Origin of the sequence: Lelliottia wanjuensis (assembly GCF_030238365.1) — a bacterium.
Taxonomy (GTDB): domain Bacteria; phylum Pseudomonadota; class Gammaproteobacteria; order Enterobacterales; family Enterobacteriaceae; genus Enterobacter; species Enterobacter wanjuensis.
Genome location: NZ_JASSOT010000060.1, coordinates 22495 through 49476 on the forward strand (window position 1 = coordinate 22495; position 26982 = coordinate 49476).

At 57.1% G+C, this 26982-nt stretch carries 25 protein-coding genes; 15 read left to right on the top strand and 10 right to left on the bottom strand.

From position 1 onward, the window contains the following. The first annotated feature begins 53 nt into the window (after nt 1–53). Nucleotides 54–773: an osmolarity response regulator transcription factor OmpR gene (gene ompR / locus QQF33_RS11415; protein ID WP_001157751.1), complete on the top strand. Its 720-nt coding sequence runs from the start codon at nt 54–56 to the stop codon at nt 771–773. Next, nucleotides 770–2116, top strand: a complete 1347-nt coding sequence (gene envZ, locus QQF33_RS11420; RefSeq protein WP_282493527.1) for a two-component system sensor histidine kinase EnvZ — start codon at nt 770–772, stop codon at nt 2114–2116. The genes ompR and envZ overlap by 4 nt, the downstream gene beginning before the upstream one ends. A gap of 151 nt (nt 2117–2267) precedes the next feature. Here the strand turns inward: envZ and pckA are convergent, their stop codons facing one another. From pckA to QQF33_RS11445, 5 genes are all read right to left on the bottom strand, one after another. After that, nucleotides 2268–3884 (bottom strand): phosphoenolpyruvate carboxykinase (ATP), encoded by a 1617-nt coding sequence (pckA, locus tag QQF33_RS11425; RefSeq protein ID WP_282493526.1) that lies wholly within the window; start codon nt 3882–3884, stop codon nt 2268–2270. A gap of 330 nt (nt 3885–4214) precedes the next feature. Further along, on the bottom strand, nt 4215–5093 hold the full coding sequence (gene hslO / locus QQF33_RS11430; RefSeq protein WP_100778598.1) for an Hsp33 family molecular chaperone HslO: 879 nt from the start codon (nt 5091–5093) through the stop codon (nt 4215–4217). Nucleotides 5094–5116: 23 nt separating this feature from the next. Further along, nucleotides 5117–5518, bottom strand: a complete 402-nt coding sequence (gene hslR / locus QQF33_RS11435) for a ribosome-associated heat shock protein Hsp15 (RefSeq protein ID WP_282493525.1) — start codon at nt 5516–5518, stop codon at nt 5117–5119. Then, nucleotides 5515–6198 carry a GMP/IMP nucleotidase gene (yrfG, locus tag QQF33_RS11440; protein WP_285157830.1) on the bottom strand — a complete coding sequence of 228 codons (684 nt, stop codon included), beginning with the start codon at nt 6196–6198 and terminating at the stop codon, nt 5515–5517. Before yrfG ends, hslR begins: the two co-directional genes overlap by 4 nt. Nucleotides 6199–6260: 62 nt before the next feature. Beyond that, entirely contained in the window at nt 6261–8399 is a 2139-nt protein-coding gene (locus QQF33_RS11445; RefSeq protein WP_285157831.1) for an intracellular growth attenuator family protein, read from the bottom strand. Between the two features lie 321 nt (nt 8400–8720). On the opposite strand from QQF33_RS11445, the gene nudE reads away from it, so the two are divergent. Then, the gene (nudE, locus tag QQF33_RS11450) at nt 8721–9281 is read left to right on the top strand and encodes an ADP compounds hydrolase NudE (protein ID WP_285154723.1); all 561 of its coding nucleotides are present in this window, start codon (nt 8721–8723) and stop codon (nt 9279–9281) included. A gap of 89 nt (nt 9282–9370) precedes the next feature. Here the strand turns inward: nudE and mrcA are convergent, their stop codons facing one another. After that, on the bottom strand, nt 9371–11929 hold the full coding sequence (mrcA, locus tag QQF33_RS11455) for a peptidoglycan glycosyltransferase/peptidoglycan DD-transpeptidase MrcA (protein WP_285157832.1): 2559 nt from the start codon (nt 11927–11929) through the stop codon (nt 9371–9373). Between the two features lie 119 nt (nt 11930–12048). On the opposite strand from mrcA, the gene QQF33_RS11460 reads away from it, so the two are divergent. The 12 genes from QQF33_RS11460 to trpS all read left to right on the top strand — a co-directional run bounded on the left by QQF33_RS11460 (nt 12049) and on the right by trpS (nt 22033). Then, nucleotides 12049–12831: a type IV pilus biogenesis protein PilM gene (locus QQF33_RS11460; protein ID WP_285157833.1), complete on the top strand. Its 783-nt coding sequence runs from the start codon at nt 12049–12051 to the stop codon at nt 12829–12831. After that, a complete protein-coding gene (locus QQF33_RS11465) occupies nt 12824–13321 on the top strand; it encodes a PilN domain-containing protein (protein WP_285157834.1) in 498 nt (165 codons plus the stop codon). The genes QQF33_RS11460 and QQF33_RS11465 overlap by 8 nt, the downstream gene beginning before the upstream one ends. A gap of 3 nt (nt 13322–13324) precedes the next feature. Continuing rightward, complete coding sequence (locus QQF33_RS11470; protein WP_285157835.1) at nt 13325–13786, top strand: HofO family protein; 462 nt, start codon at nt 13325–13327, stop codon at nt 13784–13786. Then, a complete protein-coding gene (locus QQF33_RS11475; RefSeq protein ID WP_285157836.1) occupies nt 13776–14180 on the top strand; it encodes a HofP DNA utilization family protein in 405 nt (134 codons plus the stop codon). Before QQF33_RS11470 ends, QQF33_RS11475 begins: the two co-directional genes overlap by 11 nt. After that, nucleotides 14131–15330 carry a DNA uptake porin HofQ gene (gene hofQ, locus QQF33_RS11480; protein ID WP_390888472.1) on the top strand — a complete coding sequence of 400 codons (1200 nt, stop codon included), beginning with the start codon at nt 14131–14133 and terminating at the stop codon, nt 15328–15330. The genes QQF33_RS11475 and hofQ overlap by 50 nt, the downstream gene beginning before the upstream one ends. A 297-nt stretch (nt 15331–15627) precedes the next feature. Further along, the gene (aroK, locus tag QQF33_RS11485) at nt 15628–16149 is read left to right on the top strand and encodes a shikimate kinase AroK (RefSeq protein WP_010436374.1); all 522 of its coding nucleotides are present in this window, start codon (nt 15628–15630) and stop codon (nt 16147–16149) included. A 57-nt stretch (nt 16150–16206) separates the two neighbouring features. Beyond that, entirely contained in the window at nt 16207–17295 is a 1089-nt protein-coding gene (gene aroB / locus QQF33_RS11490) for a 3-dehydroquinate synthase (RefSeq protein WP_285157838.1), read from the top strand. A gap of 92 nt (nt 17296–17387) precedes the next feature. Continuing rightward, nucleotides 17388–18680, top strand: a complete 1293-nt coding sequence (gene damX, locus QQF33_RS11495) for a cell division protein DamX (RefSeq protein WP_285157839.1) — start codon at nt 17388–17390, stop codon at nt 18678–18680. A 67-nt stretch (nt 18681–18747) separates the two neighbouring features. After that, nucleotides 18748–19563, top strand: a complete 816-nt coding sequence (gene dam / locus QQF33_RS11500) for an adenine-specific DNA-methyltransferase (protein WP_285146163.1) — start codon at nt 18748–18750, stop codon at nt 19561–19563. Nucleotides 19564–19604: 41 nt separating this feature from the next. Continuing rightward, nucleotides 19605–20282: a ribulose-phosphate 3-epimerase gene (rpe, locus tag QQF33_RS11505; protein WP_282493512.1), complete on the top strand. Its 678-nt coding sequence runs from the start codon at nt 19605–19607 to the stop codon at nt 20280–20282. Then, on the top strand, nt 20275–21036 hold the full coding sequence (gene gph / locus QQF33_RS11510) for a phosphoglycolate phosphatase (RefSeq protein WP_285154731.1): 762 nt from the start codon (nt 20275–20277) through the stop codon (nt 21034–21036). The genes rpe and gph overlap by 8 nt, the downstream gene beginning before the upstream one ends. After that, nucleotides 21029–22033 (top strand): tryptophan--tRNA ligase, encoded by a 1005-nt coding sequence (trpS, locus tag QQF33_RS11515; RefSeq protein ID WP_282493510.1) that lies wholly within the window; start codon nt 21029–21031, stop codon nt 22031–22033. The genes gph and trpS overlap by 8 nt, the downstream gene beginning before the upstream one ends. 147 nt (nt 22034–22180) lie before the next feature. Here trpS and QQF33_RS11520 read toward each other — a convergent pair whose 3' ends face one another. The 4 genes from QQF33_RS11520 to nirB form a co-directional block, all read right to left on the bottom strand. After that, nucleotides 22181–22354 carry a YhfL family protein gene (locus QQF33_RS11520; protein ID WP_282493509.1) on the bottom strand — a complete coding sequence of 58 codons (174 nt, stop codon included), beginning with the start codon at nt 22352–22354 and terminating at the stop codon, nt 22181–22183. Between the two features lie 149 nt (nt 22355–22503). Continuing rightward, entirely contained in the window at nt 22504–23877 is a 1374-nt protein-coding gene (gene cysG, locus QQF33_RS11525) for a siroheme synthase CysG (RefSeq protein ID WP_282493508.1), read from the bottom strand. 139 nt (nt 23878–24016) lie between these two features. Beyond that, entirely contained in the window at nt 24017–24343 is a 327-nt protein-coding gene (nirD, locus tag QQF33_RS11530; RefSeq protein ID WP_285157840.1) for a nitrite reductase small subunit NirD, read from the bottom strand. Then, on the bottom strand, nt 24340–26883 hold the full coding sequence (gene nirB, locus QQF33_RS11535; RefSeq protein ID WP_285157841.1) for a nitrite reductase large subunit NirB: 2544 nt from the start codon (nt 26881–26883) through the stop codon (nt 24340–24342). The genes nirD and nirB overlap by 4 nt, the downstream gene beginning before the upstream one ends. Nucleotides 26884–26982 lie beyond the last annotated feature (99 nt).

Genomic DNA, 26982 nt, shown 5'->3' on the forward strand with positions numbered 1-26982 from the left:
ACTTTTTTAGAATACGTACTGAAATACTATCCGGGCCTTTGGGAGTACATACAATGCAAGAGAACTATAAAATTCTGGTCGTGGATGACGACATGCGCCTGCGTGCGCTGCTGGAGCGTTATCTGACCGAGCAGGGCTTCCAGGTTCGAAGCGTGGCGAACGCCGAGCAAATGGATCGCCTGCTTACCCGTGAATCGTTCCACCTCATGGTGCTCGATTTAATGCTTCCTGGCGAAGACGGTCTTTCCATCTGCCGCCGTCTGCGCAGTCAAAGTAACCCGATGCCGATCATTATGGTGACGGCGAAAGGGGAAGAAGTTGACCGTATCGTGGGCCTGGAAATTGGCGCCGACGACTACATTCCAAAACCATTCAACCCTCGTGAACTGCTGGCGCGTATTCGCGCAGTCCTTCGCCGTCAGGCCAATGAACTGCCGGGCGCACCCTCTCAGGAAGAGGCTGTTATCGCTTTCGGTAAGTTCAAGCTGAACCTGGGTACGCGCGAAATGTTCCGTGAAGATGAGCCGATGCCGCTGACCAGCGGTGAATTCGCGGTTCTGAAAGCGCTAGTGAGCCACCCGCGTGAGCCCCTGTCGCGCGATAAGCTGATGAACCTGGCGCGCGGTCGCGAATACTCCGCCATGGAGCGTTCCATCGACGTCCAGATCTCCCGTCTGCGCCGCATGGTCGAAGAAGATCCTGCACATCCTCGCTATATTCAGACCGTCTGGGGTCTGGGCTACGTATTCGTGCCGGACGGTTCTAAAGCATGAGGCGAATGCGCTTTTCACCGCGCAGCTCGTTTGCCCGCACTCTGTTACTGATCGTCACCTTGCTGTTCGTCAGCCTGGTGACGACGTATCTGGTGGTGCTGAACTTTGCGATTCTGCCAAGCCTCCAGCAGTTCAATAAAGTCTTAGCCTACGAAGTACGTATGCTGATGACCGACAAACTGCAGCTGGAGGACGGCACGCAACTGGTGGTGCCTCCTGCGTTTCGGCGCGAGATTTACCGCGAGCTGGGCATTTCCCTGTACTCCAACGAGGCGGCGGAAGATGCCGGTCTGCGCTGGGCGCAACACTACGAATTCTTAAGCCAGCAGATGGCGCAGCAGCTCGGCGGCCCAACGGAAGTGCGCGTTGAGGTCAACAAAAGCTCGCCGGTCGTCTGGCTGAAAACCTGGCTGTCACCCAACATCTGGGTGCGCGTCCCGCTGACGGAAATCCATCAGGGCGACTTCTCGCCGTTATTCCGCTACACCCTGGCGATCATGCTGATGGCGATCGGCGGCGCGTGGCTGTTTATCCGAATACAAAACCGACCCTTAGTCGATCTTGAGCATGCGGCCCTACAGGTGGGGAAAGGTATTATTCCGCCTCCGCTGCGAGAATATGGCGCGTCCGAGGTGCGTTCGGTGACGCGGGCGTTCAACCACATGGCGGCGGGCGTGAAGCAGCTGGCCGACGACCGTACGCTGCTGATGGCGGGTGTGAGCCACGACCTGCGCACACCGCTGACGCGTATTCGTCTGGCGACAGAGATGATGGGCGAAGAGGACGGGTATCTTGCGGAGTCCATCAACAAGGACATCGAAGAGTGTAACGCCATCATCGAGCAGTTTATCGACTACCTGCGCACCGGTCAGGAGATGCCAATGGAGATGGCGGATCTTAACGGCGTGCTGGGCGAAGTGGTGGCAGCGGAAAGCGGCTACGAACGTGAAATTGATACGGCGCTGCAGGCGGGTGAGATTCAGGTTCGCATGCACCCGCTCTCTATCAAACGCGCGGTCGCCAATATGGTGGTCAACGCTGCGCGCTACGGCAACGGCTGGATTAAAGTCAGCAGTGGCTCCGAACTCAATCGCGCCTGGTTCCAGGTGGAAGATGACGGCCCAGGGATCAAGCCTGAGCAGCGTAAGCATCTGTTCCAGCCGTTCGTGCGCGGCGACAGCGCTCGCAGCACCAGCGGCACCGGATTAGGGCTGGCGATTGTGCAGCGTATTGTTGATAACCATAACGGTCTGCTGGAGATCGGAACCAGCGAGCGGGGCGGGTTGTGTATTCGCGCGTGGCTGCCGGTTCCGGTGACGCGTGGGCAGGTGAAAGAGAGTTAAAAACAAGCCGCACCGAACAGTCCCCTCTCCCTTGAGGGAGAGGGTTAGGGTGAGGGGGAAAGGCGTACGCTGATGCCCTCACCCCGGCCCTCTCCCACAGGGAGAGGGAGAAAACATAAAAAAAGGTAACCCTTGGGTTACCTTTTTGCTTTTACCTTGGTCCCGCACTCACCAACGCCGCACCCGCTGGCGTATCGGTATACTTCTCAAAGTTTTCAATAAACAGCTTCGCCAGCGTTTCGGCCTTCTCTTGCCACTGCTCCGGAGAACCGTAGGTGTTGCGCGGGTCGAGGATATGGGTATCCACGCCAGGCAGCGCCGTTGGGATCGCCAGATCGAACATCGGCAGGGTGAAGGTTTCCGCATCGTCCAGCGAGCCATCGATGATCGCGTCGATAATCGCGCGCGTATCTTTGATGGAGATGCGTTTGCCCGTTCCGTTCCAGCCCGTGTTCACCAGATACGCCTGCGCGCCAGCGGCCTGCATGCGTTTCACCAGCACTTCGGCGTACTGCGTCGGGTGCAGCGACAGGAATGCCGCGCCGAAGCAGGCGGAGAAGGTTGGGGTTGGCTCGGTCACACCGCGCTCGGTACCGGCCAGTTTGGCGGTAAAGCCCGACAGGAAGTGATACTGCGTCTGGCTGGCCGTCAGGCGAGAGACCGGTGGCAGCACGCCAAAGGCATCGGCGGTCAGGAAGATCACTTTCGACGCATGGCCCGCTTTCGACACCGGCTTCACGATGTTATCGATGTGATAGATCGGATACGACACGCGGGTGTTTTCGGTTTTCGACGCATCGTCAAAATCGACGGTGCCATCGGCGAGCACGGTGACGTTTTCCAGCAGCGCATCGCGACGGATGGCGCCGTAAATGTCCGGTTCCGCTTCTGCCGACAGACGGATCGTTTTGGCGTAGCAGCCACCTTCAAAGTTAAACACGCCGTCATCGTCCCAGCCGTGTTCATCGTCGCCAATCAGACGGCGCTTAGGATCGGTGGACAGGGTGGTTTTGCCGGTGCCGGAGAGACCAAAGAACACCGCCACGTCACCCTCTTCGCCGACGTTGGCGGAGCAGTGCATGGAGGCGATGCCCTGCAGCGGCAGCAGGTAGTTCATCACTGAGAACATCCCTTTCTTCATTTCGCCGCCGTACCAGGTACCGCCAATGAGCTGGATGCGCTCGGTCAGATTGAAGGCGATGAAGTTTTCCGAGTTCAGGCCCTGCTCTTTCCACTGCGGGTTGGTGCATTTCGCGCCGTTCATCACGATAAAATCAGGCTCGAAATCCTGTAACTCTTCATCGGTCGGGCGAATAAACATGTTCTTCACGAAATGCGCCTGCCAGGCGACTTCGGTCACAAAGCGAACGGAGAGACGGGTGTCGGCATTGGCGCCACAGAAGGCATCAATAATGAACAGACGCTTGCCGGAGAGTTGATGCGTGACGAGTCCTTTCAGATGCTGCCAGGTCTCCTGGGAGAGCGGTTTGTTGTCGTTCTTCCCTTTGCCCTTATCTGCCCACCACAGCGTGTCGCGGGTGGTGTCGTCACGGACGATATACTTATCTTTCGGCGAACGGCCGGTGAAAATCCCGGTGTCCACGGCGATAGCACCAGTGTTCGTCAACACACCTCGCTCGTATCCTTCCAGTGCTGGATTGAGCTCTTCCTGATACAGCGTATCGTAATCGGGGTTGTAGACGATTTCCTGGACGTCGTTGATACCATAAGCCTTGAGATCTTGCGGGGTTAAATCTTTAACGCGCATGTCACTGCTCCTTAGCCAATATGTACTGCCTGAAATTGTAGGGTTTTTCTTAGGATGTTAACCGCGACGGGGCTCATAGATTTACGTATCTGGACAAAACCCTTCCTGACGGAAAACGCTGTGACTCCTGTCACGAAGCAGGGCGGATTATCGCAGGATTCGCTTTTTTGTGGGGGGAAATGTTCTCAAAAGGTTAAATCCTGGAGCATTTAACCGGAAGAATGTGAATGTAATCGCATACATGTAAGAAAGTTACGTAAGGGTTACATTACGAAAAACGATTCAGCTAAACGGGGAAATTTCCCCTCACCGGAAGTGAGGGGAGGGGCATTAATGAACCTGCGGATCCGCCGGGGAGGCGTTGTTGCGGATCTCGGCGATATCCATCGAGTTGAACACGTAGTGAGAACCACAGTAATCACAGTTCATATCGATTTCGCCATCTTCAGCCATAATGCTGTCGATCTCTTCATCCGGCAGGGTGCGCAGCGCGCCCGCACAGCGTTCACGGGAGCAGGTGCATTTGAATTCGACGTCCTGCGGATCGTACAGCGTGACCTCTTCTTCGTGATACAGACGCCACAACACTTCGTTCGCCGGGAGCGTGAACAGCTCTTCCGCTTTGATGGTTTCGGTCAGCGTCGCCAGGTGCTCGAAGTCATTGCCCTGAGCATTCTGCGCCGGCAGAACCTGCAGCAGCATACCGCCCGCCGCCAGTTGGCCGTCCACTTCGCCGGTGCGGATAAACAGGCGCGTTGGCAGCTGTTCGGAGCGCAGGAAGTAATCTTCCAGGCAGGCGGCCAGCGTATCGCCCTCCAGACCCACCACGCCCTGATAGCGCTCGCCCTCTTCCGGGGTAATGGTGATCACCAGGAAACCGTTGCCGACCAGGGTTTTCAGATCGGCACCTTCCGGCACCTCACCCTGCACGCGCGCCACACCGCGCATTTGCTGCTGGTTGTTGCCGTTGATCACCGCCAGGGTCATCGGGCCATCGCCCTGCAGCTGCACGGTGATGTCACCTGCGAACTTCAGCGTCGCCGTCAGCAGGCTGGTTGCGACCAGCAGTTCGCCGAGAATATTTTTCACCGGCTGAGGATAGCTGTGGTTTTCGAGGATCTGTTTCCAGGTTTCGGATACCGTCACCAGCTCGCCGCGAACGGCAAATTGCTCAAACAGATAGCGATGTAATTGGTCGTGTTGGGACATAATTTTCTCTCTTCGAACGGCGATTACTCATGTTCGCCGTGTTTAAATTTCATCAGGTCGCGACGTTCTTTTTTATCCGGTCGCCTGTCCGGATGCGGCATGGTCAGGGCATTCATCTTGCGTGCCAGCGCCACTTTCTCGCGCTTTTCAACGCTCTCGGTCGTCTCTTCATACATCAGGACCGCTTCGGTTGCCGGGCGACGTTGTTCGGTAACGGCTTTGATAATCACCGTGCGTTCATCGTTACCCTGACGCAGAGTCAGCGTGGCATTCAGTTCGACAAGTTTACTGGGCTTGCTGCGCTGCCCGTTGTAATGCACCTTACCGCCATCGACCATTTCGCGGGCCAGGGCGCGCGTTTTATAAAAACGGGCGGCCCACAGCCATTTGTCCAGTCTTACCCCATCGGAGGGCTTGTCTTTCATGGCGTCTCCTTCACGTTGAGTGAGGGGATCATTCGGCGATAGTCGTTCAGCGCCGGATGCCGCAGATAGCTTTTATCCGCCAGGCCGGAATCAGGATTCGTCACGCCCAGGCAATAGCGAATACCGAAGGTTGCCGCCGAATCCAGAATCGGTTCACTGTCGTCAATGAACAGGGTTCTTTCTGGCTGCAAACCGGTCTCTTCTGCCACCGCCTGCCACAATCGCTGATCCTCTTTCGGATAACCAAATGTGTGGGTGGAAAGTAATAAATCAAGGTGCGACGCGAGCCCGGTATTTTCGAGCTTCACGGCCAGGTTATGCGGATGCGCGTTAGTCAGCAGAATACGGCGCTTGCCGCTCGCTTTCAGGGCATCGAGAAAAGGCACCGTATCTTCACGCAGCACCGCATTCGGCCCTTGCGCGGTGGTCATGGCGCAAATATCCAGGCCGAGCTTGTCGCTCCAGTAATCCAGGCAGTACCAGTTTAGCGTATGCTGCACGGCGTGATACTGCTGGCGAATATAATCCTGTGCTTCTGCCGGAGTGATGCCCTGCTGCGCGCCATAGGTCTCAGGCACCAGCTTTTGCCAGAAGTGATTATCAAATGCGAGATCGAGCAGCGTGCCATCCATATCCAGCAGGACGGTATCAACGTCCTGCCAGGCGATATCAAGATGCATGAGGGGAACTCTCCAGCCAGAAAACGTGCGCGACAGGGTAGCATAACTGTCGCGCAGCGGTATTATCCGATCAGGCTTTCAGGTGCGGAGATGAGTTTAGGATTGAGGCAGTTGTCGTAGTACTGCTGGATGTCGGTCAGACGCGTACGCGAGCGCTGATAGCGGCGCAGGGCGGCGATACCGTTCCAGACAATGCACACCAGCATCGCCAGCATTAGCAGGGTGGTGCCGATGTACCGCCACAGTCCGGCGCTGTCCGGCATGCGGTGCAGGTCGACGTGGCGGGTGCCGTTGGCATCCGTAAAGATCCCCGTCACAATCCCTTCGGCGCTGAACGGCGTCTGCATCAGCATTTGCGCCAGACGCTGGAACTCGCCCCATTGCTCCTGGGCCGGGTAATCATACAGCGCCACCGGCGGATAAGGCTGATCGACCAGATCGCTGCCCTCGTCGCTGACAATCACAAACCCGCCGGGAGCCGGGCTGTTTAACGCCTGGGCCGCGCGAGTGGTTTCACGCTGCACGAAAGGCGCAGTTGAGGTGGCGACCAGGTTCTCCAGCGATTCGGCGCTGACCGGGCGCAGCAGAACGTTCACCCCGTCGAGTCGACCCGCGTCGGCGCGTTTCACCAGCGCCTCCCAGTCTTTGCTGTTCCCGAGATTCACCAGCGCATTTTTGAGCCGCACACACTCATCTTCGGCGGAACACAAATCCTGCGTTTTCATCACGATGTCGCCAAAATCATCCAGCAGCACCATGCCCGATTTCTGAATCGCCGCGCGCAGAGACTGGCTCACGCGGGCGTTGTCTTCCGGTTTGGGGTGCAGCTGGCGGTTCAGCGCCTGGGTCAGGGCCGTGGCTTTACTGACCGTATCGGACTCCGGCAGCGGCAGAGGCGGGGCGTCGTTCCAGATGATTTGCGAGCAATCAAACGGCGTAAACGGCGAGTTCTGACGCGTGTTCCAGGTGCCCGGCGCATGGATGTTACACATGCCCGTACCTTTCAGCTTCAGAGTATCGCCCACGCGCACGCCGGCCTCTTCCAGCTGGTTAACGCTGGTGGCTTCAACGGTTTGCGCGCCTTTGATCCACGACAGGGTAAATTTAATCGGCATATCGAGCGGCACCAGCAGGATCAGCATCGCCAGCACCAGGGCAGCGCCACCGGCGATGACGGTACTGCGCAACCAGTGCTGGAGCGGGAAGTTTTTGACTTCATCGTGCAGGGACAGGAAACGCCCCTGCCGCACCACGTGGCGGTCGAGATAGATATCAATATCGGTTTTTTGCCCTAAATCCTGGGCAATCCACGGCTGCCAGTGGCGCGGATAGATGAGATCGATAATCCCGAGGGAGATGTTGTTGATATGCTCCTGATCGTTCTCACCGAACAGACCCCAGCGCTTTGGCGTGCCGCGCAGGCAGTGGATTTCACGCAGCGTGGTTTTGGCCGGTTTGGCGAACAATCCCCACAGGCCAGCGGCCAGCAGCAGAACGGCACCGCCGGCGAGCCACGGCGCAAAAACGTCTGGCGTCATCAGGCAGAAGAAAAAGAGCAGGAAGGCGGCGACGATCAGAACTGCTTCGCGGATCCCGTCCGGGCGGCTCAGGGCGTACTCTTCGTGCGTCTCCTGGCGAATGTTGAGCAGCTCAATCTGCTCGGTCTCTTCACCGCGGATCGACGCCTGTGTGGAACTGGTGCGTTCCAGCGCAAAGCGCGGCGCTTCCTGAACATATTCGCTCAGGGTATGACCATTCAGGGTGATGACCAGCGGGATGGAATCCGTATGGATCAGCTCAACGCTATTTTCGTCATTAATGTATTGTTCCCAGAACGGCGGGAGATGCACCTCGACCGAGTCGAGATAGTAGCGCCACTTGTTGGGATCGTCGGTGGTAATGCCATAGCGGGTAATCGAGCGCGTGACGCACAGCACGGTATCGCTTTGGGCGTTGAGCTTCAGGAAAACAGGGGCGGCGGTCGCGCCGGTCGGGCCAGGCGTCTGCTGGACACGGTTCAACGTCTCGAGGTAATTTTCGATCGCATTGCGTTCTTCAGGCGCGAGTTTGCGCGTAGTCGCACCGGCAAAGGCGTTTAAAAAAGGCAGTCGATATCGCTGTTGCGCCCGACGCCTGTACAACCACCCTGCGATCAATACGCAGGCCAGCATAGCAGCGAAAATTATCAAAATGGTGCTCATGCTTTCCCCATCTTACTTATCTTCAGGTGTTGTCAGTTGCACCTTTTACCGTGAATGAGTCTCTGTGGTTGGCTATCGGCAAGTATGGAGTCGAACTTGAGCGTTTTGAAGCGCATCCCAGTGACCGGAGATAATAGCAAAGGCAACGAAGGCGGGATATCAGCAAATTCCTGGAGTTATTTCAAGCTCTTGACTTTTGACTGGAAATGAGGATTAACTCACGATACGTTGCAAAAATGTAAATAAACAGCGATTGACATTGCCGAAACCGTGCGGCATATCGCACAATGCACTCAGTTCACACAGCAAAGACCCGTCAAGATGAGCAAACCCTTACAAAAGCCCACCATTCTGAATGTTGAAACCGTCGCCAAATCACGTCTGTTTACCGTGGAAAGTGTCGATCTGGAGTTCAGCAACGGCGTGCGTCGCGTCTATGAACGTATGCGCCCATCCACGCGCGAAGCGGTGATGATTATCCCCATTGTGGACGATCACCTGATCCTGATCCGTGAATATGCGGTGGGTACCGAATCTTATGAATTGGGTTTCTCGAAGGGGCTTATCGATCCGGGTGAAACCGTTTTTGAAGCCGCGAATCGCGAGCTGAAAGAAGAGGTTGGCTTCGGCGCTCATGACCTGACTTTCCTGAAAAAACTGAGCATGGCCCCGTCCTATTTCTCCAGCAAAATGAATATCGTGCTGGCAGAAGATCTCTATCCGGAGAAGCTGGAAGGGGATGAGCCTGAGCCGCTGCCGCAGGTACGCTGGCCGCTGGCGCATCTGATGGATCTGCTGGAAGAGCCCGATTTTAACGAAGCGCGTAATGTGAGTGCGCTGTTCCTGGTGCGGGAGTGGTTGAAAGGGCAGGGTAGATTGTAGCGGCCTGATGCCCTCACCCCGACCCTCTCCCACGGGGAGAGGGAGAAAACAATAAGAACGGCAACTTGCGTTGCCGTTCTGCTTTTAACTTAGAACAGCTCGTGCGTCTCGCCGTTATCAATCAACTCGGTTCCCACTTCATGCACCGCCTGTGTCGTAGGCTGCGTGCCCTCAATGAAGAATTCCGCGCGGCTGTTGCCACCGTTGGCTAACTGGCCGGTGCTGCGGTCGATATTCACCGTTACCACGCCTGGCGGCGGGGTGAGCGGCTGTTCCGGTACGCCCTCGAGAACCGCTTTCATGTAAGCGTCCCAGGCTGGCTGAGCACTCTTCGCGCCGCCTTCGTAGCCGGAAATCTGATCTTTAATCGCCCCGGATGCCGTCGTACGGCCTAAATCACGACGATGATCGTCGAAGCCAATCCACACGGACGTCACCACGCCAGGGCCGTAGCCGGAGAACCAGGCGTCTTTCGAGCTGTTGGTGGTCCCGGTTTTGCCGCCGATATCGTGGCGCTGCAGATCGCGGCCCGCACGCCAGCCCGTACCCTGCCAGCCCGGTTCACCAAAGATGTTGGTGTTCAGGGCGCTCTTAATCAGGAACGACAGCGGGGTGTTGATCACGTGCGGCGCATATTCCTGCGCACCGCTTTGAGCGACCAGCGCCTGGTTGGCCTGCTCCAGCTGCGGCTGCGGCTGCGGAACGGCGGTGTTCTGCTGCTCCTGCGACTGAGCCACATCTTCCATGTCTTTGTTTTCCAGCACGTTTGATTTTGGCGTATCGCCGTAAATCACTGGAATATCGCATTCCGGACAGGCGATTTTCGGTTTCGCCTCAAACAGCACGCCGCCCTGATCGTTTTCAATCTTGCTGATGAAGTACGGATCGACCAGGAAACCGCCGTTGGCCATCACGGAATAACCGCGCGCCACCTGTAGCGGTGTGAAGGAAGCCGAGCCGAGGGCCAGGGATTCCGTATGCACAATGTTCTGCGCCGGGAAGCCGAAGCGCTGCAGATACTCTGCCGCGTAATCGACGCCCATCGCGCGCATCGCGCGGACCATCACCACGTTTTTCGACTGTCCCAGACCCTGACGTAAACGGATTGGACCGGAATACTCCGGCGGGGAGTTTTTCGGCTGCCAGTCAGAACCGGCACCCGCATCCCAGCGTGAAATCGGCACATCGTTGAGGATGCTCGCCAGCGTCAGCCCTTTATCCATCGCCGCGGTGTACAGGAACGGTTTGATGTTCGACCCGACCTGACGCAGCGCCTGAGTGGCGCGGTTGAATTTGCTCTGGTTGAAATCAAAACCACCGACCAGCGCCATCACGGCCCCGTTCTGCGGATTGATGGAGACCAGCGCGGAGTTCACGTCCGGAACCTGCGCCAGCCACCAGGCGTCGTTCACCTGACGGACCCAGATTTGTTGTCCAGTCTGGACGACGTCGGTGACTTTACGCGGCGTCGGGCCTTGCGCCGTATCGGAGCGATACGGTCGCGCCCAGCGCATGCCGTCCATCCGCAGCGACACGGAGGTGCCGTCGCCCATCATCGCCGTCGCTTCCTGCGGATCAGCGCTGGTCACCACCGCAGGCAACAGCGGCCCGTAGGTCGGCAGCGTTTTCAGGGAGTCGATGATTTTTTTGCTATCCCATGCGCTTTCGCCCACTTTCCACAGCACGTTCGACGGGCCGCGGTAGCCGTGGCGCATGTCGTAATCCATCACGTTGTTACGCACCGCCTGCTGTGCCGCCTGCTGCACTTTGCGGGTGATGGTGGTGGTGATGCGATACCCATCTTCATACGCGTTCTCGCCGTAGCGGCTCACCATCTCCTGGCGGACCATTTCCGTCAGATACGGAGCGGAGAAGGCGATTTCCGGCGCGTGATAGTTAGCGTCGATCGCTTCGTTACGCGCCTGATCGAACTGGGTCTGAGTGATATAGCCTTCGCTCAGCATGCGCGACAGCACCACGTTACGACGCGCAGTCGCCCGGTCGAGAGAGTAGAGCGGGTTGAACGTTGACGGGGCTTTCGGCAGACCGGCGATAGTCGCCATCTCGCTTAAGCTCAGCTGTTCAACAGGTTTACCGAAGTAGACCTGCGCCGCGGCGCCCACGCCGTACGCGCGATAGCCCAGATAGATCTTGTTGAGGTAAAGCTCGAGGATCTCGTCTTTACTCAGGAGCTGTTCGATGCGAATGGCAAGGAACACCTCTTTGATCTTACGGGTCAGGGTTTTTTCCGGGCTCAGGAAGAAGTTACGCGCCAGCTGCTGAGTGATGGTACTCGCACCCTGCGAAGCGTGACCCGAGAACAGCGCGACGCTGGCGGCACGGAAAATCCCCACAGGATCGACCCCGTGGTGCTCATAGAAACGGCTGTCTTCCGTGGCGATAAAGGCTTTCACCATCACCGGAGGAATCTGGTTAAGGGTCAGCGGGATACGTCGTTTTTCGCCGTACTGGGCGATCAACTCGCCATCGGCGCTATAGACCTGCATTGGGATCTGGAGTCGCACATCACGCAGTGTGGCGACATCGGGTAGTTGCGGCTCAATGTATTTGTACAAACCATAAATCGAGCCTGCTCCCAGCAGAATGCAACAGACTGCAAGGATCAATAAATACTTTACGAACTTCACTGGAGATTTCCCATTTAGTTTCACTTGGGCAGTTTCTAAACAATCGCGCGGTAGTATAAAGGCAAGCCTGAAGCATTGATAGAGCCGTCACCTGACGGGCGATAAGGAGATCGTAAAGCATGGCTTTTAAAACATGGCGAACAGGCGTTCACATTCAACAAGATAGTGTTCTGGCCGTCTCAATAACCCAGGAGCGCACCGGGTGGTATCTGCGCCGCTGGTGGCAGATCCCGCTGGCCGCGGGAATCATCCGCGACGGGCAAATAATCCATCCACAACAACTGGTTGCCGCGCTCAGCGAGTGGAGCCAGACGCTGCCCCATTACCACCGCATCTTTATGGCGTTTCCGGCTGCTCGCACGCTGCAAAAGACGCTGCCCGCTCCGGCGCTGACGTTGCGCGACAGCGAGCAGGCGTCGTGGATTGCGTCGGCGATGTCCCGCGAGCTCGAAATGGCCCCGGATGCACTCTGCTTTGACTACGTACAGGACACCTTTAGCCGCTCGTTTCACGTGACGGCGGCGCAAAACAAAGAGGTGGCGGCGCTGTTAACGCTCGCGGAAACGCTGCGCCTGCACGTGGCTGCCATTACGCCGGATGCCGCGGCGCTGGCGAACTTCCTGCCGCTTCTTGACCCTCCCGCTCACTGCATGGCCTGGCGCGACGGGCAGCACTGGCTTTGGGCGATGCGACACCAGTGGGGGCGAAAACGCGCCGATGAAGCGAAGAATGTGGCGGAGCTGGCGGCCCTGTTAGCGCTGAGTCCGGATGACATCGCGCTCTTTGCGGTCGGGGTGCACGATCCTTTTAGCTTGCTTGCGCGCTGTCAGCCGCCGCTGCCCCAGTACAGCGCGGATTTCACGGTTGCGCTGGCCCTCGCGATGGGGGAGTTGCATGACTAACTTTCTGCCGTGGCGACACCAGCGACAGCAATCCTGCTGGCGACTCTGGATGTTGCTCTTTGTCGGCTCGGTGCTGATCGCTCTGGTGGCAACGTACAGCCTGCGTTCCGGCTATGGGCTAAAGGCGCGTGCGCTTGAGACGCTTCTGGCCAGTGACACCGCGATACAAAAGCAGCTGAGCGCCCACCGCGCGCGGTGGCAAGCGCGACAGGCTGCGCCTTTGCAAAACCCGCAGAAGGTATTGCGTGACTGGCAACCGGCGCTGGTTTCGCTGGCGTCGGCCATGCCGGAGCAGGCGTGGCTGACGCAGCTTCGTTATCAACCGCCGCGCCTGACATTAACGGGGTTTGCCGCGACACCGTCGGCGCTCTCGGCGCTGGCGGAATCACTCAAGCTGCTGCCCGGTTTTATGATTGGACCTGCGGGGGAAATGCAGCAGGACACCCAGGGGCGCTGGACGTTCAGTTTTACCCTCACGAGTCAGGGGTGAAGCGTGCGTATCTTCTCTGAACGCTGGCATGCGTTTCGCTTACGCACTCGGGTTCTTTGCTGGGGGCTGGGTTCGTGCGTGGTGCTGCTGGGGGCGTATCTGACGCTGGCGCGCCCGGTGATCCAAAAGCGGTTGCTGCTTGAATCTTCGCGCAGCCAATCAGCGTCGGCCCGTGCCGCGCTCTGGGTGAGCGAGGCGCATCCGCACCCGGTTCCGGCGGAATCTGTTGTGCCCGTCACGTTGCCATTTTCGCCGCTGGATTTTCAGACAGGTGGCGTGCGGTTGGTTCACTGGCTGCCCGGCGAGAAGGGCGGAGAGTTAACCCTGAATGCCGACTGGATGCAGATCCCGCCGCTGTTCTCGCGGCTTACGCGCTGCGGAATGGACATCAGCGGTTTTTCCGTGATGCCAGAGGGGGCGCGGCTCCAGCTGATTGTGCAGGTGGAGAGACAAAATGCGAACTGAACTGCGCGTATTGCTGGTGTGTTCACTGCTCCTCATTATCGGAATGCGTGACCCCTTTCGCCCTCCGGACGACCGCTGCGCAACAGGCGCGCTCGGCCAGTGGCGGTATCAGGGAATGCTCCAGGGCGACAGCGCCGTAGGCATCGTCAAAGATGAACAGCAGCGCTGGCATCGTGTCCGGCTGGAAGAGCGGCTGCCAGCGGGCTGGCAGGTGCTGGCTGTTAATGAAACGGAAATGGTTATCGGGCTCGGCGAAGGATGCGAGCCGAAAGAGTGGCGATGGCCACGAGAGGGAACGAAGCATGAAAATAGTCAGTCGAATCGTCCTGTTGATGATACTCAGCATGCCGACATGGGCCGTCGCGCCAAAACCCGTCACCCTGGCGGTGGATGACGTACCCGTTGTTCAAATTTTGCAGTCCCTGGTGGAGCTTGAGAATCGTAATCTGATTGTCTCGCCCGATGTCACCGGCACGCTGTCGCTGCATCTCACGCGCGTTCCCTGGCGGCAGGCGCTGCAAATCGTCACCACCAGCGCCGGGCTGGTGCTGCGGGAAGAGGGGGGTATTTTTTACATCAATACGGCTACGTGGGCGCGGGAACAGCAGACGCAAAAAGAAGAAGAGCAAACCCGGCAGAAACTGAACGTGCCGCTGGCCTCACGCGCGCTCTCTTTTGCCTATGCCGATGCCACCGAGCTGCAAAAAGCCGCGGAAAAACAGCTGAGCCCTAAGGGGAGCCTCTCCGTCGACAAACGCACTAACCGCCTGCTGGTGCGCGATATCCCCGGCGTGCTGGACAGTCTGCAGCACTGGGCCGAGCAGATGGATCTCCCTGTGGCGCAGGTGGAGCTGGCGGCGCATATCGTGACGATTAATGAAAAAAGTCTGCGAGAGCTGGGGGTGAAATGGAATCTGGCCGAGGCGAGCAGCGCGGGCTCGCCCGGGCAGATCACCACGCTGGGGGCGGATGTTTCCGTTGCGGATGCCACCAGCCACGTCGGATTCAACATCGGGCGGATCAACGGGCGACTGTTAGATCTGGAGCTCTCGGCGCTTGAGCAAAAGCAGCAGCTTGAGATCATCGCCAGCCCGCGGCTGTTGGCGTCGCATATGCAGCCCGCCAGCATCAAGCAGGGCAGTGAAATTCCGTATCAGGTGTCCAGCGGCGAAAGCGGGGCGACCTCCGTGGAGTTCAAAGAGGCGGTTCTGGGAATGGAAGTGACGCCCGTGGTTCTGCCGAATGGCCGGGTGCGGCTCAAACTGCACATCAGCGAAAACATGCCGGGCCAGGTTTTACAGCAGGCAGATGGCGAAACGCTGGCGATTGATAAACAAGAAATTGAAACGCAGGTGGAAGTCAAAAGCGGTGAAACGCTGGCGCTGGGCGGAATTTTCTCGCAAAAGAATAAAACGGGCAGTGACGCGATTCCAGGGCTCGGGCGAATTCCCTGGGTGGGGCAGCTCTTTCGCCACGATGGCAAGGATAATGAGCGGCGCGAGCTGGTGGTATTCATCACGCCGCGTCTGATTGGCATTCAATAATGGAAACGATCCCCGCGAGGATTTTGCATCCAGTTTGTTGCAGATGTTTGACGTGAGGCATGAATTAGCATACAAGGAGTACCGATTTGAGTTTCAGCTTCTCCTAATCTTACCTCTTGTTGCTTTAAGCATCTGGCGTGGTGATTTAATCAGTTGCCAAACAAGCAGGACTACTGAGATAATTTTTAGTCTGACTCTCGCACTATCGCATATGAGGTTTCAGTTCATGTCCTGCTACGCTGAGTGTCTGCGCAGCGGGGATTACCATTAACGAATAGTCTTAGTAGTACCGAAAAAATGGCAGAGAAACGCAATATCTTTCTGGTTGGGCCTATGGGTGCCGGCAAAAGCACTATTGGGCGCCAGTTGGCTCAACAACTCAATATGGAATTTTACGATTCTGATCAAGAGATTGAGAAACGAACCGGAGCTGATGTGGGCTGGGTCTTCGATGTAGAAGGCGAAGAAGGTTTCCGTGACCGTGAAGAAAAAGTTATCAATGAACTTACGGAAAAACAGGGCATCGTACTGGCAACGGGCGGCGGTTCTGTAAAATCTCGCGAAACTCGTAACCGTCTCTCCGCCCGCGGCGTTGTGGTCTATCTTGAGACGACCATCGAAAAACAGCTGGCACGTACGCAGCGCGATAAAAAGCGCCCGTTACTGCAGGTTGAAACGCCTCCACGTGAAGTTCTGGAAGCATTAGCCGGTGAACGCAATCCACTGTACGAAGAGATTGCGGATGTGACCATTCGTACCGACGATCAGAGCGCTAAAGTGGTTGCAAACCAGATTATTCATATGCTGGAAAGCAACTGATTCTGGCTTTATATACACTCGCCCACGGGTATAAGCATTTAAGGTGGATGTCGCGTCATGGAGAGGATTACAGTTACTCTCGGGGAACGTAGTTACCCTATCACCATCGCGGCTGGCTTGTTTAACGATCCAGCTTCCTTCTTACCACTGAAAGCGGGTGATCAGGCTATGCTTGTCACCAACGAGACTTTGGCTCCGCTTTATCTCGACAAGATTCGTCATCTGCTGGAACAGGCAGGTGTGAAGGTCGACAGTGTGATTCTGCCTGATGGCGAGCAGTATAAAAGCCTGGCGGTACTCGATACCGTCTTTACCGCATTACTGCAAAAACCGCATGGTCGCGATACGACACTCCTTGCCTTAGGCGGTGGTGTTGTTGGCGATCTAACGGGTTTTGCCGCGGCAAGTTATCAGCGTGGTGTTCGTTTTATTCAAATTCCTACCACGCTATTATCGCAAGTCGATTCCTCTGTTGGCGGCAAAACGGCCGTCAATCACCCGCTTGGCAAAAACATGATTGGCGCGTTCTACCAGCCGGCTTCGGTGGTGGTGGATCTCGACTGTCTGAAAACCCTGCCAAAACGCGAGCTGGCCTCCGGGCTGGCAGAAGTGATCAAATACGGCATTATTCTGGACGGTGAGTTCTTCGCCTGGCTGGAAAAGAACATGGATGCGCTGCTGAACCTCGACGGTCAGGCACTGGCGTACTGCATCCGCCGTTGTTGTGAGCTGAAAGCAGAAGTCGTTGCAGCAGACGAGCGGGAAACCGGCTTACGTGCTTTACTGAATCTGGGGCATACGTTCGGGCACGCGATTGAAGCCGAAATGGGCTACGGCAACTGGCTTCACGGTGAAGCGGTTGCTGCAGGCATGGTGATGGCTGCTCGCACATCCGAACGTTTGGGTCAGTTCACCAAAGAAGAGACTCAACGTATCATCACGCTGCTGGAGCGCGCGGGTTTACCGGTGACGGGACCACGCGAAATGTCTTCGCAGGCGTATTTACCCCACATGATGCGTGATAAAAAAGTATTGGCTGGCGAGATGCGGTTGATTCTCCCGCTGGCAATAGGGAAGAGTGAAATGCGCGGCGGAGTGTCGCACGAAGTGGTTCTTGGCGCGATTGCTGATTGCCAGCAGGCGTAACAACTAGAAAGGTCTGGCTACTGTCAAAGGTAGCTATTTAGATTCAGGTGCAATGCAACGTCGTAAGCATGAGCCTTTGAGTGGGGTGTTAAATGGATGAATTCAAACCAGAAGACGAGCTGAAACCCGATCCCAGCGATCGTCGTACTGGTCGTTCTCGTCAATCTTCAGAACGTGATAACGAGCCGCAGATCAACTTTGACGATGTTGACCTGGATGCAGACGATCGTCGTCCGTCACGTAGCCGCAATGCGCGTGATGAGCGAGAAGAAGAAGAGGGTTATGAGTCCGAAGAAGATTCAATGGACGAAGAGCCTGTAGAGCGTCGCCCGCGCAAACGTAAAGCGGTAGCCAAAAAACCGGCTTCCCGTCAGTACATCATGATGGGCCTTGGCGTGTTTGTTCTGCTGCTGTTGATTATCGGCATCGGTTCCGCGCTCAAAGCACCGTCAACGAATTCCACTGAGCAGACACCTTCCGCCGAAAAGAGCATTAGTCTTTCGGGGAATGATGCTGCCGATCAGGCCAATGGCGCGCAGCCTGCGCCGGGTACGACTTCTGCTGAGCAGACTGCGGGTCAGACCGCTAATGCGCCGCAGGATGTCTCCTTGCCGCCGGTTTCCTCGACGCCAACTCAGGGCCAGGCTCCTGCCGCGCCGGAAGGCCAGCAGCGTGTTGAAGTTCAGGGTGACCTGAATAACGCGCTGACTCAGCCTCAGAGCCAGGATCAGGTGAACAACGTGGTGGCTAGCTCCACGCTGCCAACCGAGCCTGCAACCGTGGCTCCGATTCGCGGCGGTGCGGCACAACCGCAAACCGCAGCAACGGAAACCAAACCGCGTCAGACTCAGACCCAAACCGCGCCGCGTCAGGAACGCAAACAGGCTGTGATTGAGCCGAAGCGTGAAACCAAACCGCAGGCAGTCGCGAAAGCACCAGAAACCAAACCTGTTGCTCAGCCTAAGCAGACCGAAACCGCAGCCGTGAAAGCGCCTGCGACGACGACGACGGCTCCGAAGGCTACCACCACCGCGCCAGCAGCGACCACCGCACCAGCGGCGACGGCAACGGCCAGCGCGGCGACAGCCGGTAAAACGGCGGGCAACGTCGGTTCACTGAAATCTGCGCCATCCAGCAACTACACGCTTCAGTTGAGCAGCTCGTCGAGCTACGACAACCTGAACGGCTGGGCTAAGAAATCCAATCTGAAAAACTATGTGGTTTATCAGACGACCCGTAACGGACAACCCTGGTATGTGCTGGTAAGCGGCGTGTACGCCTCGAAAGACGAAGCGAAGCGCGCAGTAGCGACGTTACCTGCGGATGTTCAGGCGAAAAACCCGTGGGCGAAACCGATTCATCAGGTTCAGGCTGATTTGAAGTAATGGTTAAAGCGCAGGATGCTGTCGGAGCTTTTTCCACAGCCGGAGAAGGTGTAATCAGTTAGTCAGCATGAAAAAAAATCGCGCTTTTCTAAAATGGGCAGGGGGGAAATACCCCCTGCTCGACGACATTAATAAACACCTGCCGAAAGGCGAGTGTCTTATCGAGCCCTTCGTGGGCGCTGGGTCGGTGTTCCTGAACACCGACTTTTCTCGCTATATCCTCGCGGATATCAACAGCGATCTCATTACCCTCTACAACATCGTTAAGACTCAGACCGATGAGTACATCGATGCGGCGCGTGAGCTCTTTACCCCAGAGAACAACAACCCGGACGCTTACTATCAGTATCGCGCCGAGTTTAACCAGAGCACGGATACTTTCCGCCGGGCGCAGTTGTTCCTGTATCTGAATCGTCATGGCTACAATGGCCTGTGCCGGTACAACCTGAAGGGTGAGTTCAACGTGCCGTTTGGTCGCTACAAGCGCCCATACTTCCCGCTGGCCGAGTTGCAGCACTTCGCCGAAAAAGCGCAGAAAGCGGAATTCCACTGCATCTCTTATGAGAAGTGCATGGAAATGGCCAACGCGGACTCCGTGGTCTATTGCGATCCGCCGTATGCCCCGCTCTCGGCGACCGCGAACTTCACCGCCTATCACACCAACAGCTTTAGCCCGAAAGAGCAGGCGCATCTGGCAGAAATGGCGGAAAAGCTGGTCAGTAAGCAAATCACGGTGTTAATTTCGAACCACGACACGCCGGATACCCGCGAGTGGTACAAAGCGGCGAACGATCGTATTCAGCTTAAAGTGCGGCGCAGCATCAGCAGCAACGGCGGCACGCGTAAAAAGGTGGACGAACTGCTGGCGCTTTATCGCCCCTGAGCCGTTTCGCCCGCCGGTAACTACATTTCAAGGAGATGCGGATGAAACAGTTTTTGATTGCTCCCTCAATTCTGTCGGCCGATTTTGCCCGCCTGGGTGAAGACACGGCCAAAGCGTTAGCCGCGGGCGCGGATGTGGTCCACTTCGACGTGATGGACAACCACTACGTGCCTAACCTGACCATCGGCCCGATGGTCCTGAAAGCGCTGCGTAACTACGGCATCACCGCTCCGATTGACGTTCACCTGATGGTGAAGCCGGTCGATCGCATCGTGCCGGATTTTGCCGCAGCCGGTGCCAGCATCATTACCTTCCATCCCGAAGCCTCCGAGCACGTCGATCGCACGCTGCAGCTGATTAAAGAAAGCGGCTGTAAAGCGGGCCTGGTGTTTAACCCGGCGACCCCGCTCAGCTATCTCGATTACGTGATGGATAAGCTCGATGTGATCCTGCTGATGTCCGTGAACCCAGGCTTCGGCGGCCAGTCCTTCATTCCTCAGACGCTGGAGAAACTTCGCGAAGTGCGCCGTCGTATTGATGTTTCTGGGTATGACATTCGCCTGGAAGTGGATGGCGGCGTGAAGGTGGATAATATCGGCGAAATCGCGGCAGCGGGCGCGGATATGTTCGTGGCCGGCTCAGCGATTTTCGGCCAACCGGATTACAAAAAAGTCATCGATGAAATGCGCGGTGAACTGGCAAAGGTAAGTCATGAATAAGTTGCAGGCAATTCGGGGTGTGGCGTTTGACCTCGATGGTACGCTGGTAGACAGCGCGCCAGGTTTAACCAGTGCCGTGGATCAGGCGCTGTATGCGCTGGAACTGCCGGTCGCCGGTGAAGAACGCGTGGTAACCTGGATCGGTAACGGCGCAGACGTACTGATGGAACGTGCCCTGACATGGGCGCGACAGGAGCGGGCGATTTTGCGCTCTGCGCAGGGCAAACCCGGCGTTGACCATGCGGATATCCCGCAGGACGAACAGCTGCGCGTCCTGCGTAAGTTGTTCAACCGTTACTATGAAGAGACGGTAGAAGAGGGCAGTTTCCTGTTTCCGGACGTGGTCGAAACGCTTAGCGCCTTGCATTCCAACGGTATGCCGCTGGCGCTGGTGACCAACAAACCAACGCCGTTTGTCGCCCCGCTGCTTGAAGCGCTCGACATCGCGAAGTACTTCTCCGTGATCGTCGGTGGCGATGACGTCCAGAACAAAAAGCCGCACCCGGAACCGATCTTACTGGTGGCCGGAAAACTGTCATTAGCGCCTGAACAGCTGCTCTTTGTCGGCGATTCGCGTAATGATATTCTGGCGGCCAAAGCGGCAGGGTCTCCTTCCGTTGGCTTAACCTACGGCTACAACTACGGGGAAGCCATCACGCTGAGTGAGCCGGACGTGGTGTTCGATCACTTCAAAGATTTACTGCCCGCACTCGGGCTTTCGCACAGTGAACATCAGGAATCGAAAAATGACTAAGCCCATCGTATTTAGTGGCGCACAGCCTTCAGGTGAATTGACCATTGGTAACTACATGGGTGCGTTACGTCAGTGGGTCAACATGCAGGATGATTATCACTGCATCTACTGCATCGTGGATTTACACGCGATTACCGCGCGTCAGGATCCGGAAAAACTGCGCAAAGCGACGCTGGATACGCTGGCGCTGTACCTGGCCTGCGGTATCGATCCTGAGAAAAGCACCATCTTCGTACAGTCTCACGTGCCGGAACATGCTCAGCTGGGCTGGGCACTGAACTGCTACACCTATTTCGGTGAGCTGAGCCGCATGACCCAGTTCAAAGACAAATCCGCACGCTACTCCGAAAACATCAACGCCGGTCTGTTTGACTACCCGGTGCTGATGGCGGCTGACATTCTGCTGTATCAGACCAACCAGGTGCCGGTGGGTGAAGACCAGAAACAGCACCTTGAGCTGAGCCGCGATATCGCCCAGCGCTTCAACGCCATTTATGGCGATATCTTCAAAGTGCCAGAGCCGTTCATTCCGAAATCCGGCGCGCGCGTGATGTCTCTGCTTGAGCCGACCAAGAAGATGTCCAAGTCTGACGATAACCGCAACAACGTGATCGGCCTGCTGGAAGATCCGAAAGCGGTGGTTAAAAAGCTCAAACGTGCGGTGACCGATTCCGATGAGCCGCCTGTCGTGCGCTACGACGTGCAGAACAAAGCGGGTGTCTCCAACCTGCTGGATATCCTCTCCGGTGTCACCGGGCAGAGCATTCCTGAGCTCGAGCAGCACTTCGAAGGCAAAATGTATGGTCATCTGAAGGGTGAAGTGGCTGACGCCGTTTCCGGCATGCTGACCGACCTGCAGGAGCGCTATCACCGTTTCCGTAATGACGAAGCTTTCCTGAACCAGGTGATGCGCGACGGCGCGGACAAAGCCAGCGCACGTGCGTCTGAAACCCTGAAAGCGGTGTACCAGGCGATTGGGTTTGTGGGTAAGCCTTAATGCTATTGCCGGGTGGCGCTAGCGCTTACCCGGCCTACGAAACACATAGGTAGGCCGGGTAAGGCGTAGCCGCCACCCGGCATAAAAACCGCACCCCACCCATAAAAAAACCGGGAATTTCCCGGTTTTTTTGTACCTGCAAAAGACTTACGGCTGTTCCGCCGCCGGGCCGCAGCCGCCGATCATTTTAGAGATCGAGATCGCAGGGTGCAGGAAGTAGTCGTAGCTACAGGTGTTTTTGGTGTTTTGAACGTGACCGGTGCAAGCCGTCAAAGTCGATAACAGGCCCACTAAAACCGCGGCCTTTGCCAGTTTAAACATACACTTTCCTTGTAATGGAGCATTTCTTTTGGATGTACAACGAGGGAATAATGGAAAAATCCATTGCGCAGGCGGTATGTTATCGGCAGGCGTAAGACGGGAGTAGTCCAGTTAAGGACTACTCTTTGAAGAGAGATTATGCAGAGAAATTAATGGTTTGAGAACCAGTTCAGCTTCTCGCGCAGCTCGACCACGCGGCCGACAATAATCAGCGCCGGGCTTTCGACCTGCTGCGCCAGTTCGCCCAATTCTGTCAGCACGCCGCTCACGACGCGCTGTTTGATGGCGGTGCCGTTTTCCACCAGCGCCACCGGCATATCGCTTTGCATCCCGTGTTCCAGCAGTTTTTCCTGAATGGTCGCCGCCTGGTTCAGCCCCATGTAGAACACCAGCGTCTGTTTTTCCGCGGCCAGGTTATGCCAGTCCAGCTCGCTGCCGGTTTTCAGGTGGCCCGTCACCAGGCGCACGCTCTGGGCGTAATCACGATGTGTCAGCGGAATGCCGGAGTAGGCCGAGCAGCCAGAAGCGGCGGTAATACCGGGAACGACGGAGAAAGGAATACCCGCGTTACACAGGGTTTCCAGCTCTTCGCCACCGCGTCCAAAGATAAAGGGATCGCCACCCTTGAGGCGCACCACGCGTTTCCCTTTTTGCGCTTCGCGCAGCAGGATCTGGTTGATCTCCTCCTGCGGTACGCAGTGATATCCGGCGCGCTTGCCGACGAAGACGCGATCGGCGTCGCGGCGCACCAGATTCATAATGTCATCGGAGACCAGGCGATCGTAGACCACGATATCCGCCTGCTGGATCTGCTGCAGCCCCTTCAGGGTCAGTAAACCCGCGTCACCCGGCCCTGCGCCGACCAGCACCACTTCACCGCGATGGTCCAGCGGCTCGGTCAGCAGACGCTCGGTGCTCTCTTCAATCGCTTTCTGATCCTGATTCGCCAGCGATTGCGCCAGGCGATCGTTGACGAAGAATTTTTCCCAGAAGCGGCGGCGTTCTCCCACGGTGGCGAAGGTTTTCTTCACTCGTGAACGCAGCTGCCCCGCGTAGTGAGCGACCTGACCAAGATGCTGAGGCAAAATCGCTTCCAGTTTTTCGCGCAGCAAACGGGCCAGCACCGGGGAGGTCCCGCCGGAGGATACGGCCACCATCAGCGGCGAGCGGTCGATAATCGACGGCATGATAAAGCTGGCTTCTTTTGGCGCATCCACCACGTTGCAGAATATACGGCGGGTTTCGCAGGCATCGCTGACGCGCTGGTTCACTGCGTCATTATCCGTCGCGGCGATGGTCAGCCAGCAGGTGTCGAGCAGCGTTTCGTCGAACTCGCCCTGCACCAGCGTGAGCATCCCTTCTTGCGCCCAGACGGTAAACTGCGGGTCGAAGGCGAGGGCGTTCACCGTCAGTCGGGCACCGGCCTCTAACAGCAGGCGCGCTTTGCGTTCAGCGACATCGCCACCGCCCACCAGCAGGCAGTCGCGGTTGCGTAATTGACAGAAAATCGGCAGGTGATCCACGACATTACCTCTCAGGGGTGAACAGTTGCGATGATTACCGGAGTCGGACGCTCCGCTTTTTGAGTAGCATACCCGTAACGACAAAAGTCATACAGAAATTGGTGACGCTCACGGGAGGCGTTGCGCCTCCCGTGAGGAGTTAGCCTTTCAGCTGCACCTGGCCGTCTTTGACGCGGACGTCGTAGTGCTTCACGGAATGACTATCATCTTCCATGCAGTGCCCGTCGGTGAGACGGAAACGCTGCTTTTTCAGCGGGCTGGCAACCCACAGTTCGCCCTGATGTTCAGCGATCAGGCCGCGAGACAACACGCTGGCCTCAAAGAACGGGTCGATGTTGCTGATGGCGAAAACCTGTTCGTCGTGGCGCGGGCGGAAGATTGCCACGTGCTCGTTGCCCAGCAGCGCACAGACGCCGGTTGCCGGAATGATGTCGTCGATTTTGCAGATGTTTACCCACTGGCTCATACGTTTTCCTCCACCAGAGTCACCGGAATACGCTCGTACGGCGTGGCCGGACGATGCTGTTCGCGCTCAGGCACCACCTGGACGTTCGGATCGCGCTGGGTGCTGTTGATAAAGTGTTTGAAGCGCACCTGTGCGGCTGGCGTGTTGACGGTTTCCGTCCACTCGCAAATCACCGCCTCGCGCAGGCGGGCAATCTCTTCTTCCAGATGCTCGTTCAGACCGAGTTTGTCGTCGATGATGACCGATTTCAGGTATTCGATGCCACCTTCCAGGTTATCCAGCCAGGAGGCTGTACGGGTCAGTTTGTCGGCGGTACGGATGTAGAACATCATGAAGCGGTCGAGGTATTTCAGCAGCGTTTCGCGGTCAAGATCGGCGGCCAGCAGGTCGGCGTGACGCGGTTTCATCCCGCCGTTACCGCAGACGTACAGGTTCCAGCCTTTCTCGGTGGCGATAATTCCCACGTCTTTGCCCTGCGCTTCCGCACATTCACGGGTACAGCCGGAGACGCCGAACTTCATTTTGTGCGGGGTACGAATACCTTTGTAGCGGTTTTCCAGCTCAACGCCGAAGCCCACGCTGTCGCCCACGCCGTAACGGCACCAGGTGCTACCCACGCAGGTTTTCGCCATACGCAGCGCTTTGGCATACGCGTGACCGGTTTCGAAGCCCGCTTCGATCAGCTGACGCCAGATTTCCGGCAGATCATCTTTCTGCACACCAAACAGACCGATACGCTGGGAACCGGTAATTTTGGTGTACAGGTTAAATTCGCGCGCCACGCGGCCCACGGCCACCAGACCTTCCGGGGTGATTTCGCCACCGGCAGAGCGTGGAATCACTGAGTAGGTGCCGTCTTTCTGGATGTTGGCGAGGAAGTTGTCGTTGGTGTCCTGCAGCGGCGTGTGCTCTGGCTTCAGAATGTAGTCGTTCCAGCAGGAGGCGAGCAGGGAACCGACGGTCGGTTTACACACTTCGCACCCGTAGCCCTGGCCGTGTTTTTGCAGCAGCTCGTCGAAGGTTTTGATGCCTTCCACGCGGATTAGGTGGTAAATCTCCTGACGTGAGTAAGAGAAGTGCTCACAGAGGTTGTTGTTCACTTCGATGCCCTGTTTCGCCAGTTCGGCGTTCAGCACCTGAGTGACTAGCGGAATACAGCCGCCGCAGCCGGTCCCGGCTTTGGTTTCGGCTTTCAGCGCCGCAACGGTGTGGCAGCCTTTGTTGATCGCGGAGATCAGCATGCCTTTGGTCACGTCGAAGCAGGAGCAGATCTGCGCGCTGTCCGGCAGTTTATCCACGCCGATAGACGGTTTGCCACTGGAGGCATGAGCAGGCAGGATCAGCGCGTCCGGGTTTTCCGGTAGCTCGATGGCGTTCAGGACCAGCTGCAGCAGGTTGCCGAAATCCGTGGTATCGCCCACCAGCACCGCACCCAGCAGGGTTTTGTTGTCCTGGCTGACAATCAGACGTTTGTAGACCTCTTTGCTTTCGTCGAGGTACACGTAGCTGCGACAGCCCGGCGTGCGGCCGTGGGCATCGCCGATCCCGCCAACATCTACGCCGAGCAGTTTCAGCTTGGCGCTCATGTCCGCGCCGGTGAAGGCATTTTCGTTACCGAGGATGTGGTCCACGGCGACCTGCGCCATTTTGTAGCCCGGTGCCACGAGGCCGTACACGCGGTTGCTCCAGCTGGCGCATTCGCCGATGGCGTAGATGTCCGGGTCGGAGGTCTGACAGGAGTCGTTAATCATGATCCCGCCGCGCTGCGCCACGGCCAGACCGCACTGGGTCGCCATTTTGTCGCGTGGACGGATACCGGTGGAGAAGACGATGAAGTCCACTTCCAGCTCGCTGCCGTCGGCGAAGCGCATGGTTTTACGCGCTTCGGTGCCTTCCTGAACGATCTCTTTGGTATTTTTGCTGGTGTGAACTTTCACACCCATGCTCTCGATCTTACGGCGCAGCTGATCGCCGCCCATATGGTCGAGCTGTTCGGCCATCAGCATCGGGGCAAATTCGATGACGTGGGTTTCGACGCCTAAGTTTTTCAGCGCGCCTGCCGCTTCGAGGCCGAGCAGACCGCCGCCGACGACCGCGCCGCGTTTACTGCGACGCGCGCAGGATTCGATCGCTTTGAGGTCTTCAATGGTACGATAAACGAAGCAATCCTGTGTTTCTGAGCCCTTGATAGGCGGGATCCACGGGTAAGAGCCAGTCGCCATGATCAACTTATCGTAAAAAACGGTACGTCCGGCACTGGAGTGGATCACCTTTTCCTGGCGGTTGATGGTGATAGCGCGTTCGCCCACCAGCACTTTGACGCCATGCTTCTCGTAGAAACCTTCACGCACCAGAGAAAGTTCTTCAGCGGTGTGATGGGAGAAGTAGGAAGAGAGGTGGACACGATCGTATGCTTGACGGGGTTCTTCACAGAAGACGGTAATATCGAACTGGGCAGCGTCAGCTTTATCGAGAAGATCCTCAATAAAGCGGTGGCCGACCATGCCGTTACCAATAATAGCGAGTCTGACTTTGCTCATTTTTGCCTCGATTTCTTTTCTATTACTGCCTACCTTAACGATTCAGCAGGGGCACTTATTGATACAAATCAAATACGCCTTTAACTACTCCTTAGTGGG